The sequence below is a fragment of the Hydrogenophilus islandicus genome (assembly GCF_054657095.1).
Window position 1 is genome coordinate 21,749 of the sequence record NZ_BAAHXE010000003.1, and the last position, 22,792, is coordinate 44,540.

24 protein-coding genes and 1 pseudogene are annotated in these 22,792 nt (G+C 63.3%); 4 read left to right on the forward strand and 21 right to left on the reverse strand.

Features of this window, described 5'->3' with window-relative positions:
- Nucleotides 1-21 precede the first annotated feature (21 nt).
- Complete coding sequence (gene tal / locus ACYQ6T_RS01855) at nucleotides 22-1,089, forward strand: transaldolase (protein ID WP_459826896.1); 1,068 nt, start codon at nucleotides 22-24, stop codon at nucleotides 1,087-1,089.
- Here tal and ACYQ6T_RS01860 read toward each other — a convergent pair.
- Genes ACYQ6T_RS01860 through ACYQ6T_RS01880 form a run of 5 tightly spaced genes read right to left on the reverse strand, consistent with a single transcriptional unit; the run spans nucleotide 1,086 to nucleotide 6,206 of the window.
- The gene (locus ACYQ6T_RS01860; protein ID WP_459826898.1) at nucleotides 1,086-2,966 is read right to left on the reverse strand and encodes a chemotaxis protein CheA; all 1,881 of its coding nucleotides are present in this window, start codon (nucleotides 2,964-2,966) and stop codon (nucleotides 1,086-1,088) included. The genes tal and ACYQ6T_RS01860 overlap by 4 nt on opposite strands.
- A gap of 28 nt (nucleotides 2,967-2,994) precedes the next feature.
- A complete protein-coding gene (gene cheZ, locus ACYQ6T_RS01865; protein ID WP_459826900.1) occupies nucleotides 2,995-3,825 on the reverse strand; it encodes a protein phosphatase CheZ in 831 nt (276 codons plus the stop codon).
- A 16-nt stretch (nucleotides 3,826-3,841) separates the two neighbouring features.
- Entirely contained in the window at nucleotides 3,842-4,234 is a 393-nt protein-coding gene (gene cheY, locus ACYQ6T_RS01870; RefSeq protein ID WP_459826902.1) for a chemotaxis response regulator CheY, read from the reverse strand.
- A gap of 19 nt (nucleotides 4,235-4,253) precedes the next feature.
- Nucleotides 4,254-5,231 carry a chemotaxis protein gene (locus ACYQ6T_RS01875; RefSeq protein WP_459826904.1) on the reverse strand — a complete coding sequence of 326 codons (978 nt, stop codon included), beginning with the start codon at nucleotides 5,229-5,231 and terminating at the stop codon, nucleotides 4,254-4,256.
- Nucleotides 5,232-5,234: 3 nt separating this feature from the next.
- Nucleotides 5,235-6,206 carry a chemotaxis protein gene (locus ACYQ6T_RS01880; RefSeq protein ID WP_459826906.1) on the reverse strand — a complete coding sequence of 324 codons (972 nt, stop codon included), beginning with the start codon at nucleotides 6,204-6,206 and terminating at the stop codon, nucleotides 5,235-5,237.
- Nucleotides 6,207-6,366: 160 nt separating this feature from the next.
- Between ACYQ6T_RS01880 and ACYQ6T_RS01885 the strand changes: the two are divergent.
- Together ACYQ6T_RS01885 and ACYQ6T_RS01890 are read left to right on the forward strand one after the other, a co-directional pair.
- Nucleotides 6,367-7,023, forward strand: a pseudogene (locus ACYQ6T_RS01885) (methyl-accepting chemotaxis protein); the annotation flags it as partial.
- A gap of 117 nt (nucleotides 7,024-7,140) precedes the next feature.
- Nucleotides 7,141-7,485 carry a CZB domain-containing protein gene (locus tag ACYQ6T_RS01890; protein WP_459827030.1) on the forward strand — a complete coding sequence of 115 codons (345 nt, stop codon included), beginning with the start codon at nucleotides 7,141-7,143 and terminating at the stop codon, nucleotides 7,483-7,485.
- 1 nt (nucleotide 7,486) lies between these two features.
- On the opposite strand, the gene ACYQ6T_RS01895 is transcribed toward ACYQ6T_RS01890, so the two are convergent.
- From ACYQ6T_RS01895 to ACYQ6T_RS01920, 6 genes are all read right to left on the reverse strand, one after another.
- The gene (locus tag ACYQ6T_RS01895) at nucleotides 7,487-7,807 is read right to left on the reverse strand and encodes a hypothetical protein (RefSeq protein ID WP_459826908.1); all 321 of its coding nucleotides are present in this window, start codon (nucleotides 7,805-7,807) and stop codon (nucleotides 7,487-7,489) included.
- 77 nt (nucleotides 7,808-7,884) lie between these two features.
- The gene (locus ACYQ6T_RS01900) at nucleotides 7,885-9,387 is read right to left on the reverse strand and encodes an Hpt domain-containing protein (RefSeq protein ID WP_459826910.1); all 1,503 of its coding nucleotides are present in this window, start codon (nucleotides 9,385-9,387) and stop codon (nucleotides 7,885-7,887) included.
- Nucleotides 9,380-10,387, reverse strand: a complete 1,008-nt coding sequence (locus tag ACYQ6T_RS01905; RefSeq protein ID WP_459826911.1) for a flagellar motor protein MotB — start codon at nucleotides 10,385-10,387, stop codon at nucleotides 9,380-9,382. The genes ACYQ6T_RS01900 and ACYQ6T_RS01905 overlap by 8 nt, the downstream gene beginning before the upstream one ends.
- Before the next feature lie 12 nt (nucleotides 10,388-10,399).
- Nucleotides 10,400-11,251 (reverse strand): flagellar motor stator protein MotA, encoded by an 852-nt coding sequence (gene motA, locus ACYQ6T_RS01910; RefSeq protein ID WP_459826913.1) that lies wholly within the window; start codon nucleotides 11,249-11,251, stop codon nucleotides 10,400-10,402.
- Between the two features lie 25 nt (nucleotides 11,252-11,276).
- Entirely contained in the window at nucleotides 11,277-11,873 is a 597-nt protein-coding gene (gene flhC / locus ACYQ6T_RS01915; protein ID WP_459826915.1) for a flagellar transcriptional regulator FlhC, read from the reverse strand.
- Nucleotides 11,857-12,201, reverse strand: coding sequence for a flagellar transcriptional regulator FlhD (locus ACYQ6T_RS01920; protein WP_459826917.1), 345 nt, complete (start codon nucleotides 12,199-12,201; stop codon nucleotides 11,857-11,859). The genes flhC and ACYQ6T_RS01920 overlap by 17 nt, the downstream gene beginning before the upstream one ends.
- Nucleotides 12,202-12,338: 137 nt before the next feature.
- Between ACYQ6T_RS01920 and ACYQ6T_RS01925 the strand changes: the two genes are divergently transcribed.
- Nucleotides 12,339-12,902, forward strand: coding sequence for an NUDIX hydrolase (locus tag ACYQ6T_RS01925; protein ID WP_459826919.1), 564 nt, complete (start codon nucleotides 12,339-12,341; stop codon nucleotides 12,900-12,902).
- Here the strand turns inward: ACYQ6T_RS01925 and ACYQ6T_RS01930 are convergent.
- From ACYQ6T_RS01930 to ACYQ6T_RS01975, 10 genes are all read right to left on the reverse strand, one after another.
- Nucleotides 12,892-13,473, reverse strand: coding sequence for a hypothetical protein (locus ACYQ6T_RS01930; RefSeq protein ID WP_459826921.1), 582 nt, complete (start codon nucleotides 13,471-13,473; stop codon nucleotides 12,892-12,894). The two genes, ACYQ6T_RS01925 and ACYQ6T_RS01930, sit on opposite strands and share 11 nt — an antisense overlap.
- Before the next feature lie 9 nt (nucleotides 13,474-13,482).
- Nucleotides 13,483-14,469 carry a flagellar hook-associated protein FlgL gene (gene flgL / locus ACYQ6T_RS01935; RefSeq protein ID WP_459826923.1) on the reverse strand — a complete coding sequence of 329 codons (987 nt, stop codon included), beginning with the start codon at nucleotides 14,467-14,469 and terminating at the stop codon, nucleotides 13,483-13,485.
- Between the two features lie 15 nt (nucleotides 14,470-14,484).
- The gene (flgK, locus tag ACYQ6T_RS01940; RefSeq protein WP_459826925.1) at nucleotides 14,485-16,152 is read right to left on the reverse strand and encodes a flagellar hook-associated protein FlgK; all 1,668 of its coding nucleotides are present in this window, start codon (nucleotides 16,150-16,152) and stop codon (nucleotides 14,485-14,487) included.
- Between the two features lie 34 nt (nucleotides 16,153-16,186).
- Entirely contained in the window at nucleotides 16,187-17,365 is a 1,179-nt protein-coding gene (gene flgJ, locus ACYQ6T_RS01945) for a flagellar assembly peptidoglycan hydrolase FlgJ (protein WP_459826927.1), read from the reverse strand.
- Between the two features lies 1 nt (nucleotide 17,366).
- Entirely contained in the window at nucleotides 17,367-18,473 is a 1,107-nt protein-coding gene (locus ACYQ6T_RS01950; RefSeq protein WP_459826929.1) for a flagellar basal body P-ring protein FlgI, read from the reverse strand.
- 10 nt (nucleotides 18,474-18,483) lie between these two features.
- Nucleotides 18,484-19,170, reverse strand: coding sequence for a flagellar basal body L-ring protein FlgH (locus ACYQ6T_RS01955; RefSeq protein WP_459826931.1), 687 nt, complete (start codon nucleotides 19,168-19,170; stop codon nucleotides 18,484-18,486).
- A gap of 51 nt (nucleotides 19,171-19,221) precedes the next feature.
- The gene (gene flgG / locus ACYQ6T_RS01960; protein ID WP_459826933.1) at nucleotides 19,222-20,004 is read right to left on the reverse strand and encodes a flagellar basal-body rod protein FlgG; all 783 of its coding nucleotides are present in this window, start codon (nucleotides 20,002-20,004) and stop codon (nucleotides 19,222-19,224) included.
- A gap of 90 nt (nucleotides 20,005-20,094) precedes the next feature.
- A complete protein-coding gene (flgF, locus tag ACYQ6T_RS01965) occupies nucleotides 20,095-20,835 on the reverse strand; it encodes a flagellar basal-body rod protein FlgF (RefSeq protein ID WP_459826935.1) in 741 nt (246 codons plus the stop codon).
- 19 nt (nucleotides 20,836-20,854) lie between these two features.
- Nucleotides 20,855-22,087 (reverse strand): flagellar hook protein FlgE, encoded by a 1,233-nt coding sequence (flgE, locus tag ACYQ6T_RS01970; RefSeq protein ID WP_459826937.1) that lies wholly within the window; start codon nucleotides 22,085-22,087, stop codon nucleotides 20,855-20,857.
- Between the two features lie 11 nt (nucleotides 22,088-22,098).
- On the reverse strand, nucleotides 22,099-22,779 hold the full coding sequence (locus tag ACYQ6T_RS01975) for a flagellar hook assembly protein FlgD (RefSeq protein ID WP_459826939.1): 681 nt from the start codon (nucleotides 22,777-22,779) through the stop codon (nucleotides 22,099-22,101).
- Nucleotides 22,780-22,792 lie beyond the last annotated feature (13 nt).

A 22,792-nucleotide genomic window follows, 5' to 3' on the forward strand; every position in this document is an offset into this window, starting at 1 on the left:
GCTTTTTTGCTGGAGGCGCTGATGGCTGCTCACCCCCTACTGCATCACCTCTCCCTTTTGGGGCAACAGATCTGGCTCGACCAGCTGACCCGGGAGTGGCTGCAAGATGGCACCCTCGAACGGTGGCGCGATCGGGGGGTGAGCGGCGTAACGACCAACCCGGCGATCTTCGAAAAGGCGATCACCCAAAGCTCCGCCTACCAGGAGGAGCTCGCGGCGCTCAAAGCGAGTGCCATCGAACCAGAAGAGGCGTTGGAGCTGCTGACTGCTGCCGACGTCCTCACGGCGTGCCAACAGTTTCGCCCCACCTGGGAAGAGAGCAGCGGCCGCGCCGGTTACGTCAGCATCGAGGTGAGCCCGCTGCTCGCGCACGACCGGGAGGGGACGCTTGCCGCTGCCCGGCGGCTCAAGGCACGCATCCCCGAACCCAATGTACTCATCAAAATCCCTGCCACCGCTGCCGGGATCGAAGCGATGGAGACGCTCGTCGCCGAGGGGATCGGGGTCAACGTCACGTTGATCTTCTCTCCTCAGCAGTGGCAACAGGTGGCGAACGCCTATGTGCGCGCGCTCGGTCGAGCTGCGAAGAATGCTATCGCACCCGGACCGAGTGTCGCGAGCGTTTTTCTCTCGCGCGTCGACTCGGCGGTCGATCCCCTGCTGACCGAACGCGCTCCCGACCATCCCGAGTGGCAGGGGCAAACCGCAGTGGCGATGGCGAAGACAATCGGTGCCGCGTATCAGAACCTCATCACGACGCACCGCGGTTTTGCCGAACGGCCGCAGCGCCTTTTGTGGGCGAGCACGAGCACCAAAAACCCCGCTTACTCTGACCTCCTCTACGTCGAGCCGCTCGTGGGTGCGGAGACGATCAACACCCTCCCCCTTCCGACGCTGGAGGCGCTCCTCGACCACGGGAAGATTACTGACGCGACCCTCACGCAAGGGGCGGACGAGGCGCAACAGCACCTCGCGCGCCTCACCACCCTCGGGATCGACCTCGAAGCAATCGGCGACGCGTTGCAGCAGGCGGGGTTAGAGGCCTTCATTACGGCCCACACCCGCCTCCTCTCGCTGGTCAGCAGCTAAGCGGGCTGCATCGCTTCGGCCGGTTGCGCGTAGCGCTCGAGCTCCCGCTTACTCACCCCCTGCCGGCCGGAGCTCGTCTCGAAGAGCTCCTTCATGTCGAGGATCAACACGATCTGGCCGTTGGAGAGGATCGTCACCCCGGCAACCCCCTTCGGCCGGAAGTCTTCGAGCGACTTGATCACCGCGTCCTCCCGGCCGGCGAAGCTGTCGATCCCTAAAATGAAGGAGAACTCCGCCATCTGCATCAGCACCCCGTAGGTGGGGGTACGGGTCATCGGCCAGTTGAGGAGGAGCGCAAGGGGGAGAATCGGCAACACTTCCCCGCGCACGACAAGCGTCGACCGCCCGCCGACCTCGCGCACTTCCTCAAGATGGATCGGGAGAATCTCCCGCACCATCGACAGAGGCACCGCAAAGGGCTGTTCCCCGAGGCGCACGAGGAGCACCGGCAGAATCGCGAGCGTGAGCGGCAGGCTGATGACGAAGGTCGTCCCCCGCCCCGGTTCCGACTGAACGTCGATCGTGCCGTTCAGTTTCGTGATGTTGGTGCGCACCACATCCATCCCGACCCCCCGGCCGGAGACGTCGGAGACCTTCTCGGCAGTCGAAAAGCCGGGTAAAAAGATGAGGTTGAGGCTCTGCCGGTCGTCGAGGCCATTCGCCTCATCCGCCGAGATCAACCCTTTCTCGACCGCTTTGGCGCGGATCTTCTCGGGGCTCATCCCCTTGCCGTCGTCGGCGATGATGATGAGGATGTGGTCGCCTTCCTGCTTTGCGGAGAGGTGAATCGTCCCCTCCGGCTTCTTGCCGGCGGCCACCCGCTCCTCTGGCGATTCGATCCCGTGGTCGACGGCGTTGCGAATGAGATGAATGAGCGGGTCAGAAAGATCGTCGATCATCGTCTTGTCGATCTCGGTCTCCTCACCGGTAATCACGAGTTCAATCTGCTTCCCGAGCTGTCGGGCGAGGTCACGAGCGATTCGGGGGTACTTCTGGAAGAGCCGGCCGATCGGCTGCATCCGGGTCTTCATCACCGCGTTCTGCAGGTCGGAGACGAGAAGATCGAGCTGGTTGACCGAGACGTCGAGCGCATGCAGCGTATCCGGGTCGGTCTTGCCGGCAAGAATATCGCTGCGCAACGCCGTGAGCCGGTTCTTCGTCAGACCAATTTCGCCCGCGAGGTTGAGTACCTGGTCGAGCCGCGCGGTATCGATCCGAATCCCCTGGTCGCGGGTCTCAGCCTGGCGGCGGGTAGGCGCGGGGACAGAAGCACGTCGCGCGGGAGTGGCGGGGAGCGTGGAGGCCGCAGCGGCGGGTTGAGCGGCAGGTTTCGCCTCCTCCGCGCGCTGCGCACCGCTCTCCTCTTTTCCGGTCACCACTTGGTGAAGGAGCTCCCAATCGGGCTCTTCGCCGCCCGATTCGTCGGCGCCGGCCGCGGATGAGGTGCCTTTTGGGGTAGCGCTCCGCGCAGTATCCCCATCGAGTTTGCCGGCAATCGCCAGACGGAGGCGCTCCAGAAGCGACTCATCGGCGGGAGGAGGTTGCACGCTGCGCTCGAGGTAGGAGAACATCTCCCGTACCCCTGCCGTCGCCTCGAGAATCAGATCCATGAGGGCGGGGGTAAGCGCCAGTTCGTCGTTGCGCAATTTGTCGAAGAGGTTTTCGGTGAGGTGGCAGAGGGTGACGAGTTCATTGGCCCCAAGAAACCCCGCCCCCCCTTTGATCGTGTGGAATCCGCGAAAGATCTCGTTGAGGAGGTTTTTGTCGTGCGGGTTCTTCTCGAGTTCCACCAGGCGGTTATCGACACCCGAAAGGAGATCCTCCGCTTCGACCAAAAAATCCTGAAGGAGGTCCTGCATGCCGGCAAAGTCACTCATGGTTCCGCTCCTCTCTTTTCCCCGGCGGTCAGAATCCGAGGCTACTCAACAGATCATCGACCTCTTCTTGCGACGAGAGCACCCCTTCGCCCTTTTGCACCGCCGGGCCATTCATCAAACTCTCGCCCTCACCCTTCCCTTTCTGCCGCTTCACCTCCTCGGGCATCGCTTCGATGAGGATCTGCAAGAGTTCAGTCTCGATCCGCCCGACGATCTCGATCACCTTCTTGATCACCTGGCCGGTAAGATCCTGGAAATCCTGCGCCATCACGATATTCATCAGCTGCTCGGTGGTGAGGTGGGCGTTCTCCTCGGCAAGCGCCAAAAATGCGTGGGTTTCGCGCGCAAGCGCCTTGAACGCTTGCGGCGAGAGTTCATTGGCAAAGAGCTTGTCCCACTGGGCGCGCAACGCGTGCGCTTTGCTCTCGATCTCCTTCTGGAGCGGCGAGGCGATCTCCGCAGCATTCAGCACCTTCACCGCGGCCTCTTCGGTCTTCTGCGCGATATAGCGCAGCCGTTCCTTCGCGTCCGGCACCGCCTGCGCCGCTTCGGCAACAACAGACTCGCACCCCAACTCTTTGAGCGCGTCGTGGAGCTGCCGCGCCACTTTGCCGATGCGGCGGTAGAGCTCGCTGCGATCCGCGTCACTCATGGGGGGCTCGGCGGCTTCCTCACTCAGCTCGGGGGCGTTCGCTTCCGCCTCGGCGAACTGTTCGGCAACCGTATCGAAGAGCGCCTGGAGCTCGTCGCTGTCGCCGCTTTCGGGCGCGGGTTCCGAACTCTGCCCGCTTGAGCCGACGATGCTGTCGAAGAGCGCCTGCAGTTCGTCGTTGTCACCGCTTTCGTGTTTTTTGCTCATCCTCTCGTCCCCCCGCTCACTCCTTGCCCAACTTGGCGAAGATACGGTCGAGCTTCTCTGCCAGCACCGCCGCCGTGAAGGGTTTGACGATGTAACCAGAAGCGCCCGCCTGCGCTGCAGCGATGATGTTCTCCTTCTTCGCCTCCGCGGTGATCATCAACACCGGCAGGTGCTTGAGCTTATCGGAACTGCGGATCTTGCGCAGCAGCGTAAGCCCATCCATGTTCGGCATGTTCCAGTCGGTAATCACGAAATCGAACGGTTGACTCTCCAATTTGTTGAGCGCCACCTGCCCGTCTTCCGCCTCTTCGACGTTGGTGTAGCCCAACTCTTTGAGGAGGTTACGCACGATGCGGCGCATCGTCGAGAAATCATCGACCACCAGAAACCGGATCTTGCTCTTGTCCATTCGCTGTCGCTCCTTTCATCTACCGCATCAATAGGGGCCGAAGGGTCTCGGCCAACGCATGGGCATCGAATTTTGCCACATAGCCGTCGACCCCCACCCGTTCCCCCATCGCGCGGTTCGCCTGGGAAGAGAGCGACGAGTGCATGATCACCGGAATTCCCTCAAACCGCGGGTCGGCCTTGATATATTTGGTGAGCACGTAGCCGTCCATCTCGGGCATCTCAGCGTCGACCAGAATCACATCGACCTGGTCGCGCAACTGCCCCCCCGTCTGCTCGGCGAAATTGGCCATACTCTCGAGTCGCGCCCATGCCTCCGCGCCGTTGTTCGCGTGCATGTGCTTCACCCCGAGTTTGTCGAGCACCTCGGCGATCTTCTTGCGTGCCACACCCGAATCGTCGACAAAGAAGACGTGGTAACGGTGTCCGTCGGGGATCGGCAGGATCGTCCCGACCGCCTCTTCGCCAAAGACGCGCGCGAGGATCGACTCGACGTCGATGATCGAGACGATCCGGCCGTCGGGGAGCTCGGTAATCGCGGTGATCATCCCGTGGACCTGCTGCGAGACATTCTCCGGTTCGCGGACCAAAGCCCACTCGACACGGATGATCCGGTCGACCGATTCGACGAGAAACGCGAGCGTCTTTTTGCTGTACTCCGCAACCATCATCGTCGGCGCGAGCCGGTCATCCATCGGGGCGAGCCCCATCACCTTCGCGAGCGACACCACTGGAATGACATTACCGCGCAAGCTCACGAGCCCTTCAACCCCCGGCGGGACGTTGGGTGCGCGGGTGATGAATGGGGTGCTCATCACCTCCCGCACCTTGAAGACGTTGACGCCAAAAATTTCGCTCGTCCCCAGCGAAAAGAGGAGGATCTCAAAGCGGTTCGACCCGGCAAGCCCTGCACGCGCCTCGATCTCTTCAAACGGCGAGTGTTGCGGTTTGTCGTCGACCAGTTCCGGTTCGATCACGGTTTTTGCGGGAAGTCCCATCGCTCACTCCTTGTTGCTGTGGGCCTCATAGAGGACGCGGCGCAGAATCGACGCGAGCTCCTGAGGCTGAAACTTCGGGACATACTCGTCCACCCCCACCGACTTACCCAAGTGCTGGTTCTGCATCCCCGAGAGCGACGAGTGCATCAACACCGGGATCCCAGCAAAGCGGCGGTCGGTCTTGATCTTTTTGGTGAGGATAAACCCATCCATCTCCGGCATCTCGATGTCAGTCAGGACCGCCGAGACAAAATCCTTTACCGGCCGTTTCAGCGCTCGCGCCCGCTCCGCGGCCCGTTCAAGATTCTCCCAGCACTGCCGGCCGTTGACTGCTTCGACATAGCGCACGCCGAGCTTTTTGAGCGTCCGTTCGACCTGTTCGCGCGCAATCGCCGAGTCGTCGGCGTAGTAGATGGTAAAGCGCTCCCCATCGGGCAGCGGTTCGATTCCGGCAAAGAGGTCGGCTTCAGCCTCGACTCCGCCGGTGGTATCAGAGAGCACCTTCTCGACGTCGAGCAGCATCACGAGCCGCCCGTCGGGAAGCTCCGTCACTGCGGTCACGAGCCCCCCCATCTTCGCCGTCAACATCTCGGGGGGAACCCGCATCTGCGACCAGTCGAGGCGCAGGATCGTGTCGACCGATTCGACCAGAAACCCTTGAACGTGCTGATTGTATTCGGTGACGATCATGATGTTGCGCTCCGACCCGGGTTCGACCCCGACATATTCGCCGAGGTCGACGACCGGCACCAGCACCCCTCGGAGACTCACCATCCCCTTCACCGCTTTCGGCATCTCGGGTGCCGCGGTGATCGGCGGCGTCTTCATCACCTCCCGCACCTTGAAGACGTTGATGCCAAAGGTCTCCCGTCGGCCGGTGGCTCGGCTCACACCCAACGTAAACAGCAGAATCTCCAGTTTGTTGGTTCCGGCGAGCTTGGTGCGCTCGTCGATCCGTTTCAAGAGGTCGGTCATCGTCTGCTCCTTCTCCGCCCGCTGCGGCGATAGTGATATATTACGACGGATCGCGAAAAAACTTGAGGGGATTTGGTGTGGAATCTCCCCCCTTTTTTTCCTCAAGTTTTTTCCCGAAACGCCGATAATCACGTTACCGCACACGGGAAAGGAGAACCCAATGTTTGGCAACAAAGCAAAACTTCAAGAACAGGCGGCACGCATCGAGGCGCTCACTGCTGAACTGGCCCAGGCGCAGCAGGCGTTGGCCAACGAGCGCCGAGCCGCAGAGGCGGCGCGCGCAGAGGCCGAAGCGTGCCGCAAAGAGGTCGAACAGATCCGCCGCGTCCTCAAAGAGTTCATCACCTTTGGCGCCTCACTCGGAGCCGTGCGCGAGAGCTTCGTCCGGTTGGCTGACACCGCTGAGCGCAATGAGCACCAGACAGAAAAAGCCGAAGAGGCGGCGACGAAGACCGAGGAGGTGGTGCGCTCGATTGCCACGAACCTGCAGAAACTTGCCGAAGCGTCGCAAGAGGCGATGGCGAAGATTGGGGCACTCGACGAGCGCGCCCAGCAGATCAGCGGGATCGTCAACCTCATCCGCGAGATCGCCGATCAGACCAACCTCTTGGCGCTCAACGCCGCGATCGAAGCGGCGCGCGCCGGCGAACAGGGGCGCGGCTTCGCTGTGGTCGCCGACGAGGTGCGGAAACTGGCGGAACGCACCGCGGTCGCTACCTCCGACATCGCCCGCCTCGTCGAGCAGATCCGCAGCGACAGCAGCTCGAGCCGCGCCGCAATCGTCGCGCTCGCCGAGCGGGCGAAGAGCCACAGCGACGAGAGCCGCTCCACCGCGCAAGAGGCGGAAGCGCTGGGGAACGAGATCGAGACGATCCACCGCGCGTCTGCCCTCTCGGCGTTTCTGGCCTTCTGCGAAATCGCAAAACTCGACCACATCGTCTTCAAGTTCGACGTCTACCAGGTGATCCTGGGCAACAGCAAAAAAGAGGCGAGCGAGCTCTCCACCCACCAGAACTGCCGGTTGGGGAAGTGGTACTACGAAGGGAAGGGGCACGACTGTTTCAGCCACTTCCCCGGCTACCGCGATCTCGAAACGCCGCATCGCGCCGTTCACGACGCGGCGAAAGCGGCGCTTACGGCCTACGCCGCGGGGAACTGGGACGAAGTGATCACGGCGCTCACGCGCATGGAAGAGGCGTCGATGCAGGTGATCGCCGGGCTCCACCGGTTGGTCGCAACGGGTGAGGAGCACCCAGAGCTTCTGCGGTGCGACGTGTAATCTACCGGATCAGCGTCTCCCAATCTTCACTTCCGTTCAACACCCCCCGCGCGACCACCCGAACAGGGCGGCGGGGGGCATGGGGGGCACTTCGTTTGCCGCTCTTTTCTCCCCCGTCGCCCCGGGGTTCCACCGAGGGTTCGGCTTCACCCCCAGCGGTCGACTCGATCGAGTCACCCTCTTCGGCGGTAACGAGCGCGACGAGAGCGGCGAGCTGTTCGCGCAGCGCCTGCACCGCCAGATCGTCAGGGTAACGGGCAGCAACGGCGTCGGCGTTGAGCGCCGCCCAATAGAGCCGTTCTGCCACTCGATCCCAGACCACGACCGATCCCTCAATGCAACTTGCCTATTGAGGGTTATCGGCAGAAAACGGAAAAACTTGAGTCGTGGGCGAGTCAGCTACTCGGGCCACCACCGCTCGGGGTCGATGACGGTTGCGAGCCGCTCCCGCTCAGTGACCACTCCAACCCACGGGGCACTGCCTGGCGCATTCGGCAGAGGGGTAACAAAGACCGCTTGGGCGCGCTCGGCGTAATCGACGCCGGTAAGGAGCACCCCCCGCGAGCTCTGAAACGCGACAAGAAGGGGATAGTCCCACGGCGCACGCGACGCCTCGGGCAACAACGGCTGCCAGCGGTAAAGGTTGCCACCGACGGTAACAGTCCAGAACGCCCCGATCTGGCGCACAGCCGACTGGGGCACCTCAGGGAAAAAGGCAGCGACTGTTTCGGCCGCCACCACCACCCGCTGATGGTCGATCGTCAGAGCAAAAGCCCACAGGAGACCGGGCGCAAACGGCAACGTCGCCACCCACTCGCTGGGCGCTTCAGAAACGACGCGACCGTAGTGGGCGCGTACCTCCGGATCCCAGACGGACCGGATCGCGGCGACCGCCTCCGGGTCACCGCTGACCGTGAGCCAGAGGAGCGCCCCTTCACGGCGAAGCGCAATCGCCACCGCGTGCGGGTGAGCATCCCCCGCGACACCCGAGGCGAGCGCGGTTCGAGCATCTTTCTGCCACCGGTCGAGTTGCGCCGCAAGGTCGGGGTGGAGGCGCACCGTGTCGGCCGCAAAGCGCACCTGCCACTGGGGAAGCGCCGCCTGCCACGCCTGCTGCCAGTGGTGCGCGAGTTCGCGCAACGGGAGTTGTGCGGCCCACACCGCTGACGGGTGCGAACTGCTGAGTGCGACGACCCCCAGCCCCTCTTTCTGGGTTTGCCACCAAGAGGACCACAAAGCAAGCAGCGCCGCCCCCCCTTCAAGGAGACCACCTTCTTCACGCACACTCGGAGGCCGTTGGGGAGCGCAAAGCTGTTCTTCGCGCGCAACTGCTTCCCCCTCCTGCGGCTCACTGCTCAGAGCGACCGTCACCGTCCCCGGGAGCGCAAAGAGCTCCAAAGCATTTCGGATTACCCGTTCGTCGGCGTCGCCGGTCGTCAGCTCCCCTTCCCAGAGCCCCGAAGGGGACTCTCGCCAATCGGGGGGGAAGAGGGCTCCCGCCGCCTGTAACGAGCGGTCAAGCTCCTCTTGCAAAACGGGGTTCGAGCGGAGAATGGGAGTCGGTGTGAAGGCGACTCTCCAGCGCCGCTCGTTCACGCGGCTACCCTCCTGCGCGCGGTTGGGGTGGGCATCACGGGATGGTGCAGAAGAGGATGCGGTGGCCGGTGCGGGGGACTCTGGCCACTTCGCGAGCCGCTCTTCGAGGAGCCGCGCGAGCGTCGCCACCGCCCGCTCCCCCATCGACGCCGCCGCCCCCTTGAGGGAGTGGGCGAGCCGCACCGCCTCTTGCCGCTTCCCTGAACTCCAACCGTTCGCGTCGGCGTCAACAAGGAGCGCTTCGATCGCGGCGAGTGTCTCCGCCTTCTCCCGTTCGTAGAGGGCGGACAGCTCCGCGTCATTCACGGGCGACTCCTTGGCGCACCGTCGCGCTGATCTGTTGCGCCTGTTGGCGCAGATCCTCTTCGGCCTCGCGCTTCAAAACGATGATGCTGATGCGGCGGTTCTGCGGCGCGTAGGGGTCATCGGGCACGAACGGGACGGTATCGGCCATTCCGACGACGCGGAAGACCTTCTCCGGGTCGAGCCCGCCAGCGACCAGCTCACGGCGCGCGGCGTTCGCCCGGTCGGCCGAGAGCTCCCAGTTGGAAATGCCGCGGCCGTTGTTCGCGAAGGGCGTCGCGTCGGTATGGCCAGCGATCATGATCCGGTTCTCGATCCCCCGGAGCGTTCGACCGATGAGCCTCAGGAGGTCGCGCATGTAGGGCTGCACCTGGGCGCTTCCAGAGGCGAACATCGGCCGGTTCTTCTCGTCGACGATTTCGATCGCGAGCCCGTCGTCGGTGATCTGCATGCGGATTTGGTCACGCAACGCCCTCAAGGTGCTATCGGCTTCGATCATCGCCTCCAGGAGCGACCGCACCCGCTCCATCTGCGCGATCTCGCGCTGCCGCTCCTGCTCCTTCTGCGCCGCCTCAGCGCTGTTCGCGTCGGCACCGCTCAACCGTTCTTCGGCATCGGCTTTATTTTTACTCTCCGACCGCCCTTTTACAGGCATCGACCCCTCGCCGCCGTCCCGCTGAAAGGTGCTTTTCGAGGGGGTGTCGCCCTTCTTGACCTGTCCCACCCGTCGGCTGAGGTCTTCCCCACCCCCGGGGATGATCCGTTCGGCGTCCCCCGATCCGCTCCCTCCGTCGCGGGCCATTTTCAACGGGTTCTGAAAAAATTGTGCGATCCCTTGAAGGTCCCCCTTGGCGGTCGACCCCAGCAGCCACATCAGCAGGAAGAAGGCCATCATCGCAGTAACGAAGTCGGCGTAGGCGATCTTCCACGCCCCGCCGTGCGCGCCGCCGCTCACCTTCTTGACGCGCTTGATGATGATCGGCTGTTGGGTATCGTCGCTCATCGCGCCACCGCACTATTTGCGGTTTTTGAGCTCTTCCTCGAGCTCGGCAAACGTCGGCCGAAGGGTCGACCAGAGGAGTTTGCGGCCAAATTCGACGGCCATCTGCGGAGGATAGCCGTTCATGCTTGCTAAAAGCACCGCTTTCGCGACCTGAAAAGGCTTGCTGCCATCTTCGACCTTGAGCTCAAGTTGGCTTGCGATCGGGGCGACAAAACCGTAGGAGACGAGAATCCCGAGGAAGGTCCCGACGAGCGCGCCGCCGATCATCTTCCCCAACACCGCCGGCGGCTCGCCGACCGAGCCCATGACGTTCACCACCCCCATCACCGCGACGACAATCCCAAACGCCGGCACCGAGTCGGCCGCTTTCGAAATGAGGTGCGCGGGGAGGTGCGCTTCGATGTGGTGGGTTTCGATCTCCTGATCCATCAACCCTTCAACCTCGACGGCGTTGAGGCTGCCACTCACCATCATGCGGAGGTAGTCGGTGATGAACTCGACGAGGTGGTGGTCGTGCAGCACCAAGGGGTACTTACCAAAAATTGCTGACCCTTCCGGGTTTTCGACATCCTGCTCAATCGACATCAACCCCTCTTTCCGCACCTTCGTCAGAATCTCGAAAAGGAGCGCGAGGAGTTCGATATAAAACGCCCGGGTGTAGGGGGAGTTCTTGAAGACGGCCGAAAGACCACCCAACGCCGCCTTGAGGGAGCTGGGGTTGTTCGACGCGACAAACCCACCGATGAGGAGCCCGACGATTGCGATGTACTCCGTCGGAACGAAAAGGGCCGCGAGGCTCCCATGCACCGCGTAAGTGCCGAGCGCCGCGGCCAGAATGATCACGTAACCGATCAGGAGAAACATCGCGCGCTAGCCGATTTTGGAACGATCAGATCTTTTCTGCAGTAGGCGTCCGCCTCCGGTTCTTTTTCACCGGAATCGACTGTTGCGAGGACGACAACCGATGTTTGCGATTCTCTTGACTCGCCACTGCACGCGAGGGGATGTGGCAGAGGCCACAGACAAAGGTCTTTGCCGGCTCATAGGCGTGGGTGACGAAGTGGCCGCCGCAGACCGAACAGGGGGTGAGCTGCAGGAGCTCGGCGTCAATAAAGCGCAGGAGTGTCCACGCACGGGTAATGCTCAAGACCGGCTCGACCTGCACCACGTCCGCTGCGTCGAGGTAGAGCTGATACGCGGTGATCAGCCGCCGGCGCCGGTCTACCTCTGCCACTTGCCGCCAGAAATTGGCAAAGAGCGTCGAATGGACGTTCGGCTGCCAACTCATGAACCAATCGGTCGAGAAGGGCAACATCCCTTTGGGAGGGGAGACGCCGCGCACCTCTTTGTAGAGCTTCAGCAGCCGGTCGCGGCTCAAGACGACCTCCGCTTCCAAGAGTTGCATCCGCGCCCCAAGGCGGATCAGTTCGGCCGCAAGCGCCACCTCTTGGGCGTCCATCTCGATCGACTCATGCTTCTTCGCCATCACGCTCTCCCACGATTCGCGTTTTTCTTTCCCTCTTCTGCGCCAAAATGAGCGCGTGGAGCTGTGCCGCCACCTCATCCCGCGCCGACTCCCCAGCAAGCTCCCTGAGGAGCGCACCGCTGAAGCGAAATTGGGGCACCACCATCACCCCTTGCGCCAACCGCGCCAATTTGGCAGGAGAGGCGGCAAGCAGCCACCGCAGATCCTCCTCCGCCACCCCGAGTTTCACCGCTGCCGCAGCGAGATTCTCCTGTGCCATCTGCCGGGCCAGGAGCAGAAAGCTCGTGTTCAATTCACGAATCTCGTCGGCGAAATCGGGCGCGGGCATCGGGCACCTCCTCTGCTCACGAAGTATAGCAAGAAGAGAAGCGGAGCCAAAAGAGAAAAAGCGCAGGGAAAGGGGCGCAATTTACCTTTGTGGTTTTTTTGCTACACTGGCGGCAATGTGCCCCTGGTTGCGCCCCCATGAAGTTCTGTTCAGTCTGCGGCCATCCCGTCGAACGCAAGGTCCCGCCAATGGACCATCTACCGCGCTTCGTCTGCCCCAACTGTCAGACGATCCACTACGAAAACCCGCGCGTCGTCGCGGGCACGCTTCCGTTATGGGGCGATCAGGTTCTCCTTTGCCGCCGCGCGATCGCCCCCCGCGTCGGTTTTTGGACCCTGCCAGCAGGCTTTCTCGAGTGCAACGAGAGTACGCAGCAGGCGGCTGTGCGGGAGACGTGGGAAGAGGCCGGCGCACGCGTAGCCATCGACGCGCTCCATGCCCTCATCGACGTTCCCCACATCCACCAGGTCCATCTCTTTTACCGCGCCCAGCTGCTCGACCGCCACTGGCACCCAGGCTTCGAGACACTCGAGATCCGCCTCTTCCCTCTCTCGGCAATCCCTTGGGAGGAGTTGGCGTTTGCGACGGTACGACGGGCGTTGCAACACCTCCAGGAGTGGCAGGAAAGCGTCTCCCACCCCTTGGAGCGCTTCACCGCCCCTCTTCCCCCTCTGGTTGCAACCCTCTCCCCTAGCGGTTGAGCTCCACCACCCCCACCGCGTACCGTTCGGCAAAGGGTCTGGTGGAGTGGACCCCCTCCTCATAGGCAAGCAGTCGGTACCCCTTCGCCTCGCTCTGTTCGGTCACCCTCTGCGCGGCGCGTTGAAAAATGCGCCACGACTCGCCGTTGCCCCCGGTTGCCAGCGGCCGCATTGTGAGCACGATCCGCACCACCCGCTCCGACTCGGGCTGAACGGCGATCTCCCAGTTGGGGGCAAGGGGGTCATACAGGGCATAGGCAACGAGTGCCGCGCCACCCAGCTGGCGCAAAAGACCGAGGTGGGAGATCGTCGCTCCTCCCGCCGTCGCTTGAGTCCCGGTCGCCCCCGTCGCTCCCCCTCCTGCCGCTGTACCCCCCGCTGCACCAGCTGCGGAGGTCGATGTGAGCCCGAGGGAGCTCGAGGAGAGCAGCAGCGCCCCGCCCGCAGCACCTGCCCCCCACGCGCCATATTCGGCAACAGGCCGCTCTGCGGCACACCCCGCGAGCGCGAGGAGCGCAGCCACCCAAACCACACAGGAGTAGAGACGCGAACCCAACGGTTGGTTACCCATCGTTCGCCCTCACAGATATTGGAAGAGGCTCAAGTTCGACACCTTCACGAACGACTGCTGCGCCGCTGAAAGGACCATCTGCTGCTGGGCCAGGCGCGAGAGCGCTTCGGTGTAGTCGAGATCCTCGATGCGCGACCGCGCCTGAGCGTAATCGACGTCGAGCGCTTTGCCCATGTCGGTGAGCGCGTCGAGCTCGGCGAGCTGCGCCCCCACCTTTGCGGTGTACTGCTGTACCCGCGCCAGGAAGCGATCGACCGCTGCAATCCCCTGGCTGGGTGCATGGCCGGTTGCCCCCCCTGCCGTTGCCGGGTCGAGCGCGTCGATTGCATCTTGCAGGTCGTTGAAAAAGCGGGCAAGGGGGTATTGGGTTGGCGGCCCTGCAACGAAAGTGCTCTGGTCGGCGTCGAAAAGACCGCCTGGCGCCCCTGCGGCCGAGCCAGGGACGTTGGCGTCGATCAGCCGCGCCGCCCCCACCTGCATCTGTTTGACCTGGGCATCCCCTTGATAGTAGTAGCGGTTAGGAGTCGTCGGGTCGCTGTCGTGGTCGCCGAAGGCGATCGGCGGTCGATCATTTTTGAAGCCGCCGAAGAGGTAGTTCCCCTGCCCATCCTGGCTGTTGGCGAGACCAACCAGGTGGGCGAGCTGGCTGCGCAGGTCGCTCGCAAGCGCCGCCCGGTCCGACGCGGCGAGCGTCCCATCTCCCGCTTGGACGAATTTGTCGCGCAGGTAGTTGAGGGTGTCGCTCATCTGCGTCAAGCGGCTGTCGGTCAGGCTCAAGAGATCCTTCGCGTAGCCGATGTTTTCGAGAAACTGGCGGTTCACCCCTTGCGACTGCTGCAGTTCCAGGCTTCTTGCCGCCCGCACCGGGTCGTCCGACGGCACCACCATCTTACGCCCAGAGGCGACCTGCTGCTGCGTCTGATGGAGCTCCGTTTGCGCCCGCTGCATCGCGAAGATGTTGCGGTCATAGACCTGGCTCGTAGCAATCCGTAACATCGCCTGCCTCCTTCCTTACCGCGCGATCGCCAACACTTCGTCGAAGAGTTTTTGCGCGATCTGCATCGTCTTACTCGCCGCTTGGTAGGCCTGTTGAAACTGGATGAGGTTTGCCGCCTCTTCGTCGAGGTTCACCCCCGCGTAGCTGTCGCGCATCCCCTGCACCTGATCGACGAGCGCTTTGCTTGCGCTCGCCTCGGTCTGGATCGCGCGCGCGACGGTCCCCAACGCCGCCACACCACTCGCCCACGCCGTCTGAAAAGTCGCAGTGGGGTTGCCGCTCACGTCGGCAAAGAGGATTTTGCGGGTCTGAAGTGCGGCAAGGAGCAACATATTGGCGTTGTCCCCCGGACCGGTACCGGTGGGGGTCGTCGGATCATTGGCCGCAGCCGCGACCGCGCGCGGGTCGGTGATCGCCACTGCCAAATTCCCCCCTTGCGCCTGGAACGGGCGCACGACAACCCGCTCACCCGCCGCTAAACTCCCGGATAACGTCAACCCTTGGAAGGTCGCCGGAAGCGCTGCGCCGCTGTAGAGGGACTGACCATCCCGAATCCGGGTGATCGTGTAGTTGGCGCCGTCATAGCGCACCTCAAACGAATCGGGCTGCATCGCGGCGAGATTGAGCGGGCTCGCCCACCCCACTGTGAGCGTACTCCCTTGATCGCCGGTAAAGCTTTGCGACGCAGGAACACCCGCGAAGAGGTCACGGTTGTTGACCCCGTCGAGCCCATACCCCTGGCGGTGCTGGTCATTGACCGCAAGCGCAAGGGTCGTCGCGAGAAAGCCCAATTGATCCTGCATGCGGTCGAGCCCGTCGCGGCGAAACGCCAAGAGCGCCCCCAATTCACCGCCACTGATCAACCCCTCGGGCAACACCTGGGGAGCGCCGCTGCCACCAAACTGGTAGGTGACCCGCAGGTGGTTGCTGTCGGCCGGGTCAGGGGCGGTCGCGAGCGTCGCACTCGCGACCCCTTGAACGAGCGTCTGGCCGCTGCCGATGAAGACCGACATCATCCCTTGGTCATCGACAACCGTCTTGATCCCGACGAGCTCGGCGAGCTTTTTTGCAAGCTGGTCGCGCTGATCCAAGAGGTCATTGGGCGGTGCCTCAGAGCCCCGTGCGGAGGCGCGAAGAATCTGCTGGTTCATCTCGGCGATTTGCCCCGCCAACAGGGTAACCTGCTGAACCACGCCGTTGAGACGCTGTTCGACGTCGTGGCGGATCTCGTCCATCCGGGTGTCGAAGAGGCGGAATCGGGCGGTGAGCACTTCGGCATGGGAGAGGAGCGACTGGCGGGCGGCGATACTCTCGGGGTTATCCGCCACCTCTTGCGCCGCGTCGAAAAAGCTCTGCAACGCGGGCGAGAGCCCCGCGTCGGGGTCGGCGACGAGATTATCGAGCGGCGCGATCAGCTCCTGCTGGTGCTGCGCCTGCGCGTGGCGGGTCGTCGCCGCGAGGAGGTTACCCTGAAGAAACTGGTCGTAGAGCCGTTCAACCCCCACCAAAAGCGTACCGCGCCCGATGTAGCCAAACCCGGCAAACTGCGGAAATTGGGTACTCTGATTGACCCGCTGCCGGCTGTACCCTTCGGTATTGGCGTTGGCGATGTTGTGGCTTGCGGTGTCGAGCTGATAGCGTGCCGCCATCAGGCCGGTCAAACCGATCTGCAACATCCCCATCGTTCCGCTCCTTCTCGCTACGCTTCAGCCAGAATCAAGCAAATTTCATGCCTGAAACTTCGGCAATAGCGCTTTGAAAGGGGACACTTTTGATCACCCGCACGAGCTTCTGCGCGTAGTGGGGGTCGGTCGCGTAGCCGCCCGCCGCCAACGCGCGCGCGAACGCCTCCGGAGTAGATACCCCCTTGACCGACTGGTAACGGCCACTCTCCTGAACCAACCGGACATAGTCGGCAAACGCCTCCTGCGCACTCGGGTAAGAGCGAAATTCCGCCCACTGCTGCTGTGGTCGTCCGTTGAGGTATTCGGTGGTGCGGACCCGAACCCTCTCTCCTGCCCACCCTGCGCCCGCTTTGATGTTGAAGAGGTTGTTGGTCGAACGCCCGTCGGGGTGCTTGAGGATCGAAGCGCCCCACCCTGTCTCCAATGCCGCTTGGGCAAGAAGGAATTGCGCCGGCACCCCCAAAGCTGCCGCCGCCTCTTCAGCAGCCGGCAACAGTTGCCGGACAAATGAGGCGATCCGCTCAGGAACCGCAGCCCCTTCGGAAGGGGGTTGAAAGGTGATGGGGGATGCGTTGGCGGGAGCAGAGGTGCGCATCGCTTCTTGATCGATGAGCGTTTGGGCGCGCGCCGAGAGGTCGGCAAAGAGCGACGGCGGCAAGGGCTCTTGCTGTTCGTCGTTCCGAACAAGCGGCGTCGAAGTCTCCGACTCAGCCACCGGACGCAGCTCGGGGTCCAAACCCAACAGATCGCGCCACCACGTCCGCTCGGCGACGAAGGAGCGTTCGCTCACGGGCGCCGCCACCGCTTCCGCCCCGTTTGCGAGCTGCTGCTCCGTGTTGTTTGCCGCTGGCTGCTCCACACCTTTTGCTGTTTGCGGCTCCACCCTATTCGGGACACCGTTCGCCGCGTCGCCGCTTTGCGGCAACCATTGCCGGGTGAGCATCCGCGCAAGCCCCACCCCGCCGCTCTTTGCGAGGTCGTTCGCCAACTGCTGGTCTGAGAGCTCTTGCCACATCTTGCGCGCGCTCGAATCGAAGAGGGTGTTTTCCGGAACGGTTGCGCGCATCGCCTTGATCATCTGCTGCAGCATCAACGCTTCAAACTGCTGCGCAGCGCCGCGAATGGCACCTGCGGAGTCGCTGCCGCGCGCAGCGCGGCGCAATGCGTCCACTGAGCGGGGGTCAAACGCGGGGAGCGAAGGGACGGCCATCTTAGATCACCTCCAGGTCGGCCTCAAGCGCCCCGGCCGCTTTCATCGCCTGGAGAATGCTGATGAGATCGGTGGGAGTCGCCCCCAAGGTATTCAACGCCTGCACCACCTCGGCAAGGTTTGCCCCCCCTTTGAAACGGTGGAGAATTGCCGGTGGCTGTTCAATCGCCACTTTGCCTTGCCGTGCCGCGACGGTTGCACCGCCGGCAAGGGGCGCGGTGGGTTGGCTGACTGCAAGCTCCTCGCCCACCGTCACCTTCAGGTTCCCGTGGGCGATCGCCACTGGCTTCAAGCGGACCTCCTGGTTGATCACCACCGACCCGGTCCGGCTGTTCACCACCACCTTCGCCGCCTCAGTGGCTGGAGTCACCGCGAGCTCTTGGAGCTGCCCCAAAAAGGCCACCCGCGCGGTGGGCTCCTCGGGCGCATGCACCAGGATCGTCCGGCCATCGCGTGCTTCCGCGGTACCGAAGCCAAATTTCTGGTTGATCGCGCTGACCACCCGCGTCGCGGTGGCAAAATCGGTGTTCTTCAGCTCAAGCTGGAGCGGACCACTCGAGGCAAAATCGACCGGCACAGCGCGCTCGACCGTCGCTCCGGCGGGAATGCGCCCGGCGGAGAGGTGGTTGATCGTCTGCGCTGCCCCCCCTGCTTGCGCCCCTGCCCCACCGACCAGGATATTCCCCTGCGCAATCGCGTAGGTCTGGCCGTCGGCCCCTTTGAGCGGTGTCATCACCAACGTCCCGCCGCGCAGACTCTTCGCGTTGCCGATCGACGAGACGGTAACGTCGATCCGCTGCCCGGGCTGGGCAAACGGGGGGAGTTCGGCGGTCACCATCACCGCGGCGACATTTTTGAGCTGCAGCCGGGTCCCAGGAGGCAACGTCACGCCGAGGTTACGCAGCATGTTGAGGGTGCTCTGCACCGTAAACGGCGTCTGCGTCGTCTGGTCGCCCGAGCCGTCGAGGCCGATCACCAGCCCGTAGCCGACCAGTTGGTTCTCCCGCACCCCGGCAATCGTCGCCAGCTCCTTGAGCCGCGCCGCTTCGCTCGGCACCACCAGCGTCGCGAGCACGACCGCCACCAGCCAATTGGTCCACCTGCTCATAGGCCACCACTTAGAAGGGGAGGAAGTTGAGGAAGAAGCGCTGCAACCACCCCATCCGCTGCGCCTCGTCGATGTAGCCGCTGCCGACATATTCGATGCGCGCGTCGGCCACCTGCGTCGACTCCACGGTGTTCTGCCCCGAAATGGTGTCGGGGTTCACCACCCCCGAAAAGCGGATGTACTCCCGCCCCTGGTTGATCGCAAGCTGCTTCTCCCCTGAGACGAGGAGATTGCCGTTGGGGAAGGTGTCGATCACCGTCACCGTGATCGTTCCGTTGAAGGTATTGTCTGCTGAGGCTGACCCCTTCCCTTCGAGGCTCATATCGGAACTGGCGGTGAGTCCTAAGCCGGCGAGGCCATTGAGCGGGAGCCGACCCAGCGCGTCGACCTTTTCGGAACTGTTCGTCTTCCGCTTGGCATTGGCATCCGAATTCTTCTTCGCCGAGGTCTTCTCCACCAGGTTGATCGTCAAAATATCGCCGACGTAGCGCGGTTTGCGGTCCTCAAAGAGCGGGCGTGACGCTTGGGGGCGAAAGATCGCGCCGGTTGCCGCTGGTTGGGTGTCGATCGGCACGGGGCGGGCGGTCATCGGTTGATGGACGATCGCCGGAGGGGTCGTGTCGAGCGCGGCGCACCCGGTGACCGCCACCGCGCCAAGAACCGCCACGCACCGTACCATCCCCCGTAAGGTGTTCATCCCTGCATGCGCACCTCTTTTTGCCGCATCCATGACTGACCTCCTGCGTCGTTAGAGTTGCGTCAGCCGCGCGAGCATCTGATCCGACGTCTGGATCGCTTTGGTGTTCAACTCGTAGGCCCGCTGGGTGACGATCATGCTCACGAGCTCCTCGGCCACATTGACGTTGGAGTTCTCGACGTACCCCTGCACGAGGTTTCCCGCCCCGTTCGTCCCTGGGACGTTGACCTGCGGTGGGCCACTCGCTGCCGTTTCAGCAAAGAGGTTCTCCCCAAGCGCCTGCAGCCCCCCTTCATTGACGAAGGTGACCAGTTGAATCTGCCCCACCTGCACCGGGGCAACTGCCCCCGGTTGCAGCACGCTCACCGTCCCGTCTTTGCCGATCGTGATCGAAAGGGCATCAGCAGGGATGTTGATCGCATCGGCAAGGGGGTAACCCGACGCGGTGACGACGTTCCCCTGGTTGTCGAGCTGCAGCGATCCGTCGCGCGTGTAGGCGACCGTCCCGTCGGGCATCTGGATCTGCAAAAAACCGCGCCCTTGGATCCCGACGTCGAGGGGGTTGTCGGTCTTCTGGAGTGTCCCCTGAAGAAAGATCCGTTCAGTCGCAACGGGCCGCACGCCGGTCCCGATCTGTAGGCCGCTACCGATCTGGTTCTGTTGCGTATTCTGCGCCCCGGGCTGCCGCAGTGTCTGGTAGAGGAGGTCCTCAAAGACCGCCCGCTGCCGTTTGTAGCCGGTGGTGTTGACGTTCGCCAGGTTATGCGAGATCACGTCGAGCTGGGTCTGCTGCGCATCGAGCCCCGTTCGGGCAATCCAGAGCGAGCGAATCATGTCACTCTCCTTGTGGTTCCTGTGAAGAGGATAGCCGAGCAACTGATGCGCCCGCGGGCGAAGAAGCGCCCCTTTTACCCACCAATTTCCTTAGCGGGGTGTAAGGAGCGCCGTTGCCCGCTGGTCGTCCTCTTCCGCGACCTTGATCGCTTTGGTGTTCATCTCAAATTGGCGCGCGAGCGCAATCATCCGCACCATCTGGTCGACGACATCGACGTTCGACTTTTCGAGATACCCTCCCCGCACCTGCACGCCCGCTGCCTCAGCAGGCTGCGGCGTCCCCGGCGGAAGGCGAAAGAGGCCGTCGTCGCCCCGCTGCAATTGGGCAAGCGGCGGATCGACGAGCCGCAGCCGCCCAACTGCTTCGACCTGTCTCGTCGCGGGGTCGACGGCATTGACGGTGCCGTCGTTGCCGATGAGATATTCGCGGTCGGGCGGCAGGGCGATCGGCGCGCCCCCTTCGCCGAGAACCGCCTGACCGCTCGGCAGCCGCAACACCCCCCCGGAGTCGACCTGAAAGGCGCCGTTGCGGGTGTAGGCCTCACCGCCGTCGGGTGTCTGCACCGCAAACCAGCCGCGCCCGGCGATCGCGACGTCGAGCGGCCGACCCGTCAATTCGAGTGCGCCGTCGCTGAAGCGGGCAGAGAGGGTCGCGTCGACGACAAAGGCGCGGCTGGGGAGCGCCTGGCTGTGGACGTTCACCGCCCGCAACCGGTGCATCGCCTCTTTGAAGCCGGGGGTGTCGGCGTTGGCGAGGTTGTTCGCCACCGCCGCCTGCTGCTCGAGGGTATATTTCGCCCCGGTCATCGCGAGGTAGATCATCCGGTCCACTGCTCACTCCTTACTGGGTTTAGCGCAGGTTGATCACCGTCTGGAGGATCTGGTCTTGCGTACGGATCGACTGCGCGTTCGCCTGGTAGGCACGCTGCTGGATGATCATATTGACGAGCTCCGCGGTGAGGTCGACGTTCGACGACTCGACCGAGCCGCCGCTGATGAAACCGCGTGTCCCCGACCCCGGAATCCCCGCTGCGGCTTGCCCCGATTCGAGCGACGCGGCCCACATGTTGTCCCCCATCGAAATCAGCGCGTTGGGGTTGCGGAAGGTGGCAATCGCCACCGTCGCGATATCTTTCACGTCGCCGTTGGTGTAGCGCGCCTGCAGTCGACCCTCTTTGGTCACCGAGACACTCGCCAACTCGCCCGCTGGGCGACCGTCCTGCGAGAGCGTCGTCACCGAGGAGGCAAGCGAATATTGCGTCGCATTGAAGGTGACGTCGAGCACCCCGTCGCCGCCGCCACCAAAATCGGCCCCGTTCGCCAGAGGTGAAGTGATATTGGCCGTAAAAGTGGGGGACGACGTCAGCGCCCCGGCCCCGTCAAAGGTCAGCGTCGTGACGGGTGATGGCGTCACCTTCGCCGGATCGCCATCGAACGATCCATACACTTTCCAGGTTCCAGCTGCGGTTTTCTGGAAATAGTAGGTCAGATTGTGGGCGATCCCGAGCGAATCATACACTTGCACCGAGGTGCTGAAGTTGTAGGTGGTGGGATCGGTTGCGTTGAAGGTCGCGGTGATCACCGGCTGCCCGGCGTCGAGGTTGAAGGTCATCTCAACCTGGCTCGTCTCTGCCGGTTTTCCGGCGTCAAAAGGCACCTTAATCGGTTGGGGGTCGCCAGCACCCGCCGCCCCGGGGTAACCGAGGAGCTGGTAGCCGTTTGCCGAGATCACGTAGCCGTCTTTGTCGAGCTGAAACTCGCCGGCGCGGGTGTAGAACATCTGCAGGTCGTTCGCCACCGGCCGCTTGGTGATGAAAAAGCCGTCGCCGTTGATCGCCATGTCGAGTGCGTTCCCGGTGGTGGTAATGCTCCCTTGGGTGAAGTTTTGCCGCACCGCCGGGACACTGACGCCACTTCCCACCTGCATGTAGGGGTTCGCCCCCAGCGTGGTCGAGTAGACGTCGGCAAAGATTGTCTGGTTCGCTTTGAAGCCCGTCGTGTTGGCGTTGGCGACGTTGTGGCTGATCACGTCGAGCGCTTTGGCGGAACTGGAGAGGCCACTCAACCCTTGTTGGAATGCCATCGCTCTGCTCCCTAACTCAGTACCTGTTTGATCTCATCGAGGCGGAAGATCCCGAGATCCCCCAACTGAAGGTCTGCCCCCGAGCTGCCGCGCACCACTGCGGTCACCTGCGCAAGTTGCAGTGCCTTGGCCTCAATGCGGTCACTCCCCGCTTTCGCTTCGACCACCATGCGGTAGGAACCGGTTGCTGCCTGCTGCCCGTCGTCGGCACGGCCGTCCCAGAGGAAGTTGAAGCTCCCCGCCTCGTGCGCCCCGAGATCGAGCTTGCGCACCGGTAGCCCGTTGGCGTCGAAAATCGTCACCACCACCTGGTCTGCCGGTTGGCTCAATTCGACCCCGCCGATTCCGCCAGCCTGGGTGAGGGTGAGCTTCTCTCCTTCGACAAGCACGCCGCGCCCGACCAGCGCCGAGAGTTCTGACACGCTGTTGGTGTCGAGAAACTGCTGAAAAAGTTTGTTGAGGTTCTCGATCCCCTGCACCGTGCTCATCTGCGCCAACTGCGACGTCACCTCGGCGTTGTCCATCGGCTTGAGCGGATCCTGGTTTTTGAGTTGGGTCGTGAGCAGCGTCAAGAAGCGGTTCTGCATCTCGTCGGTACCCGACGAAGTGGCCATTTTCCTTTGCCCGAGGCGCGCCAAGATGGCGTCGGCCTGGGTGGAAGTCTGGGCCGCAGCGGAAGGGATCGCAGCCATTCTCTTGCTCCTT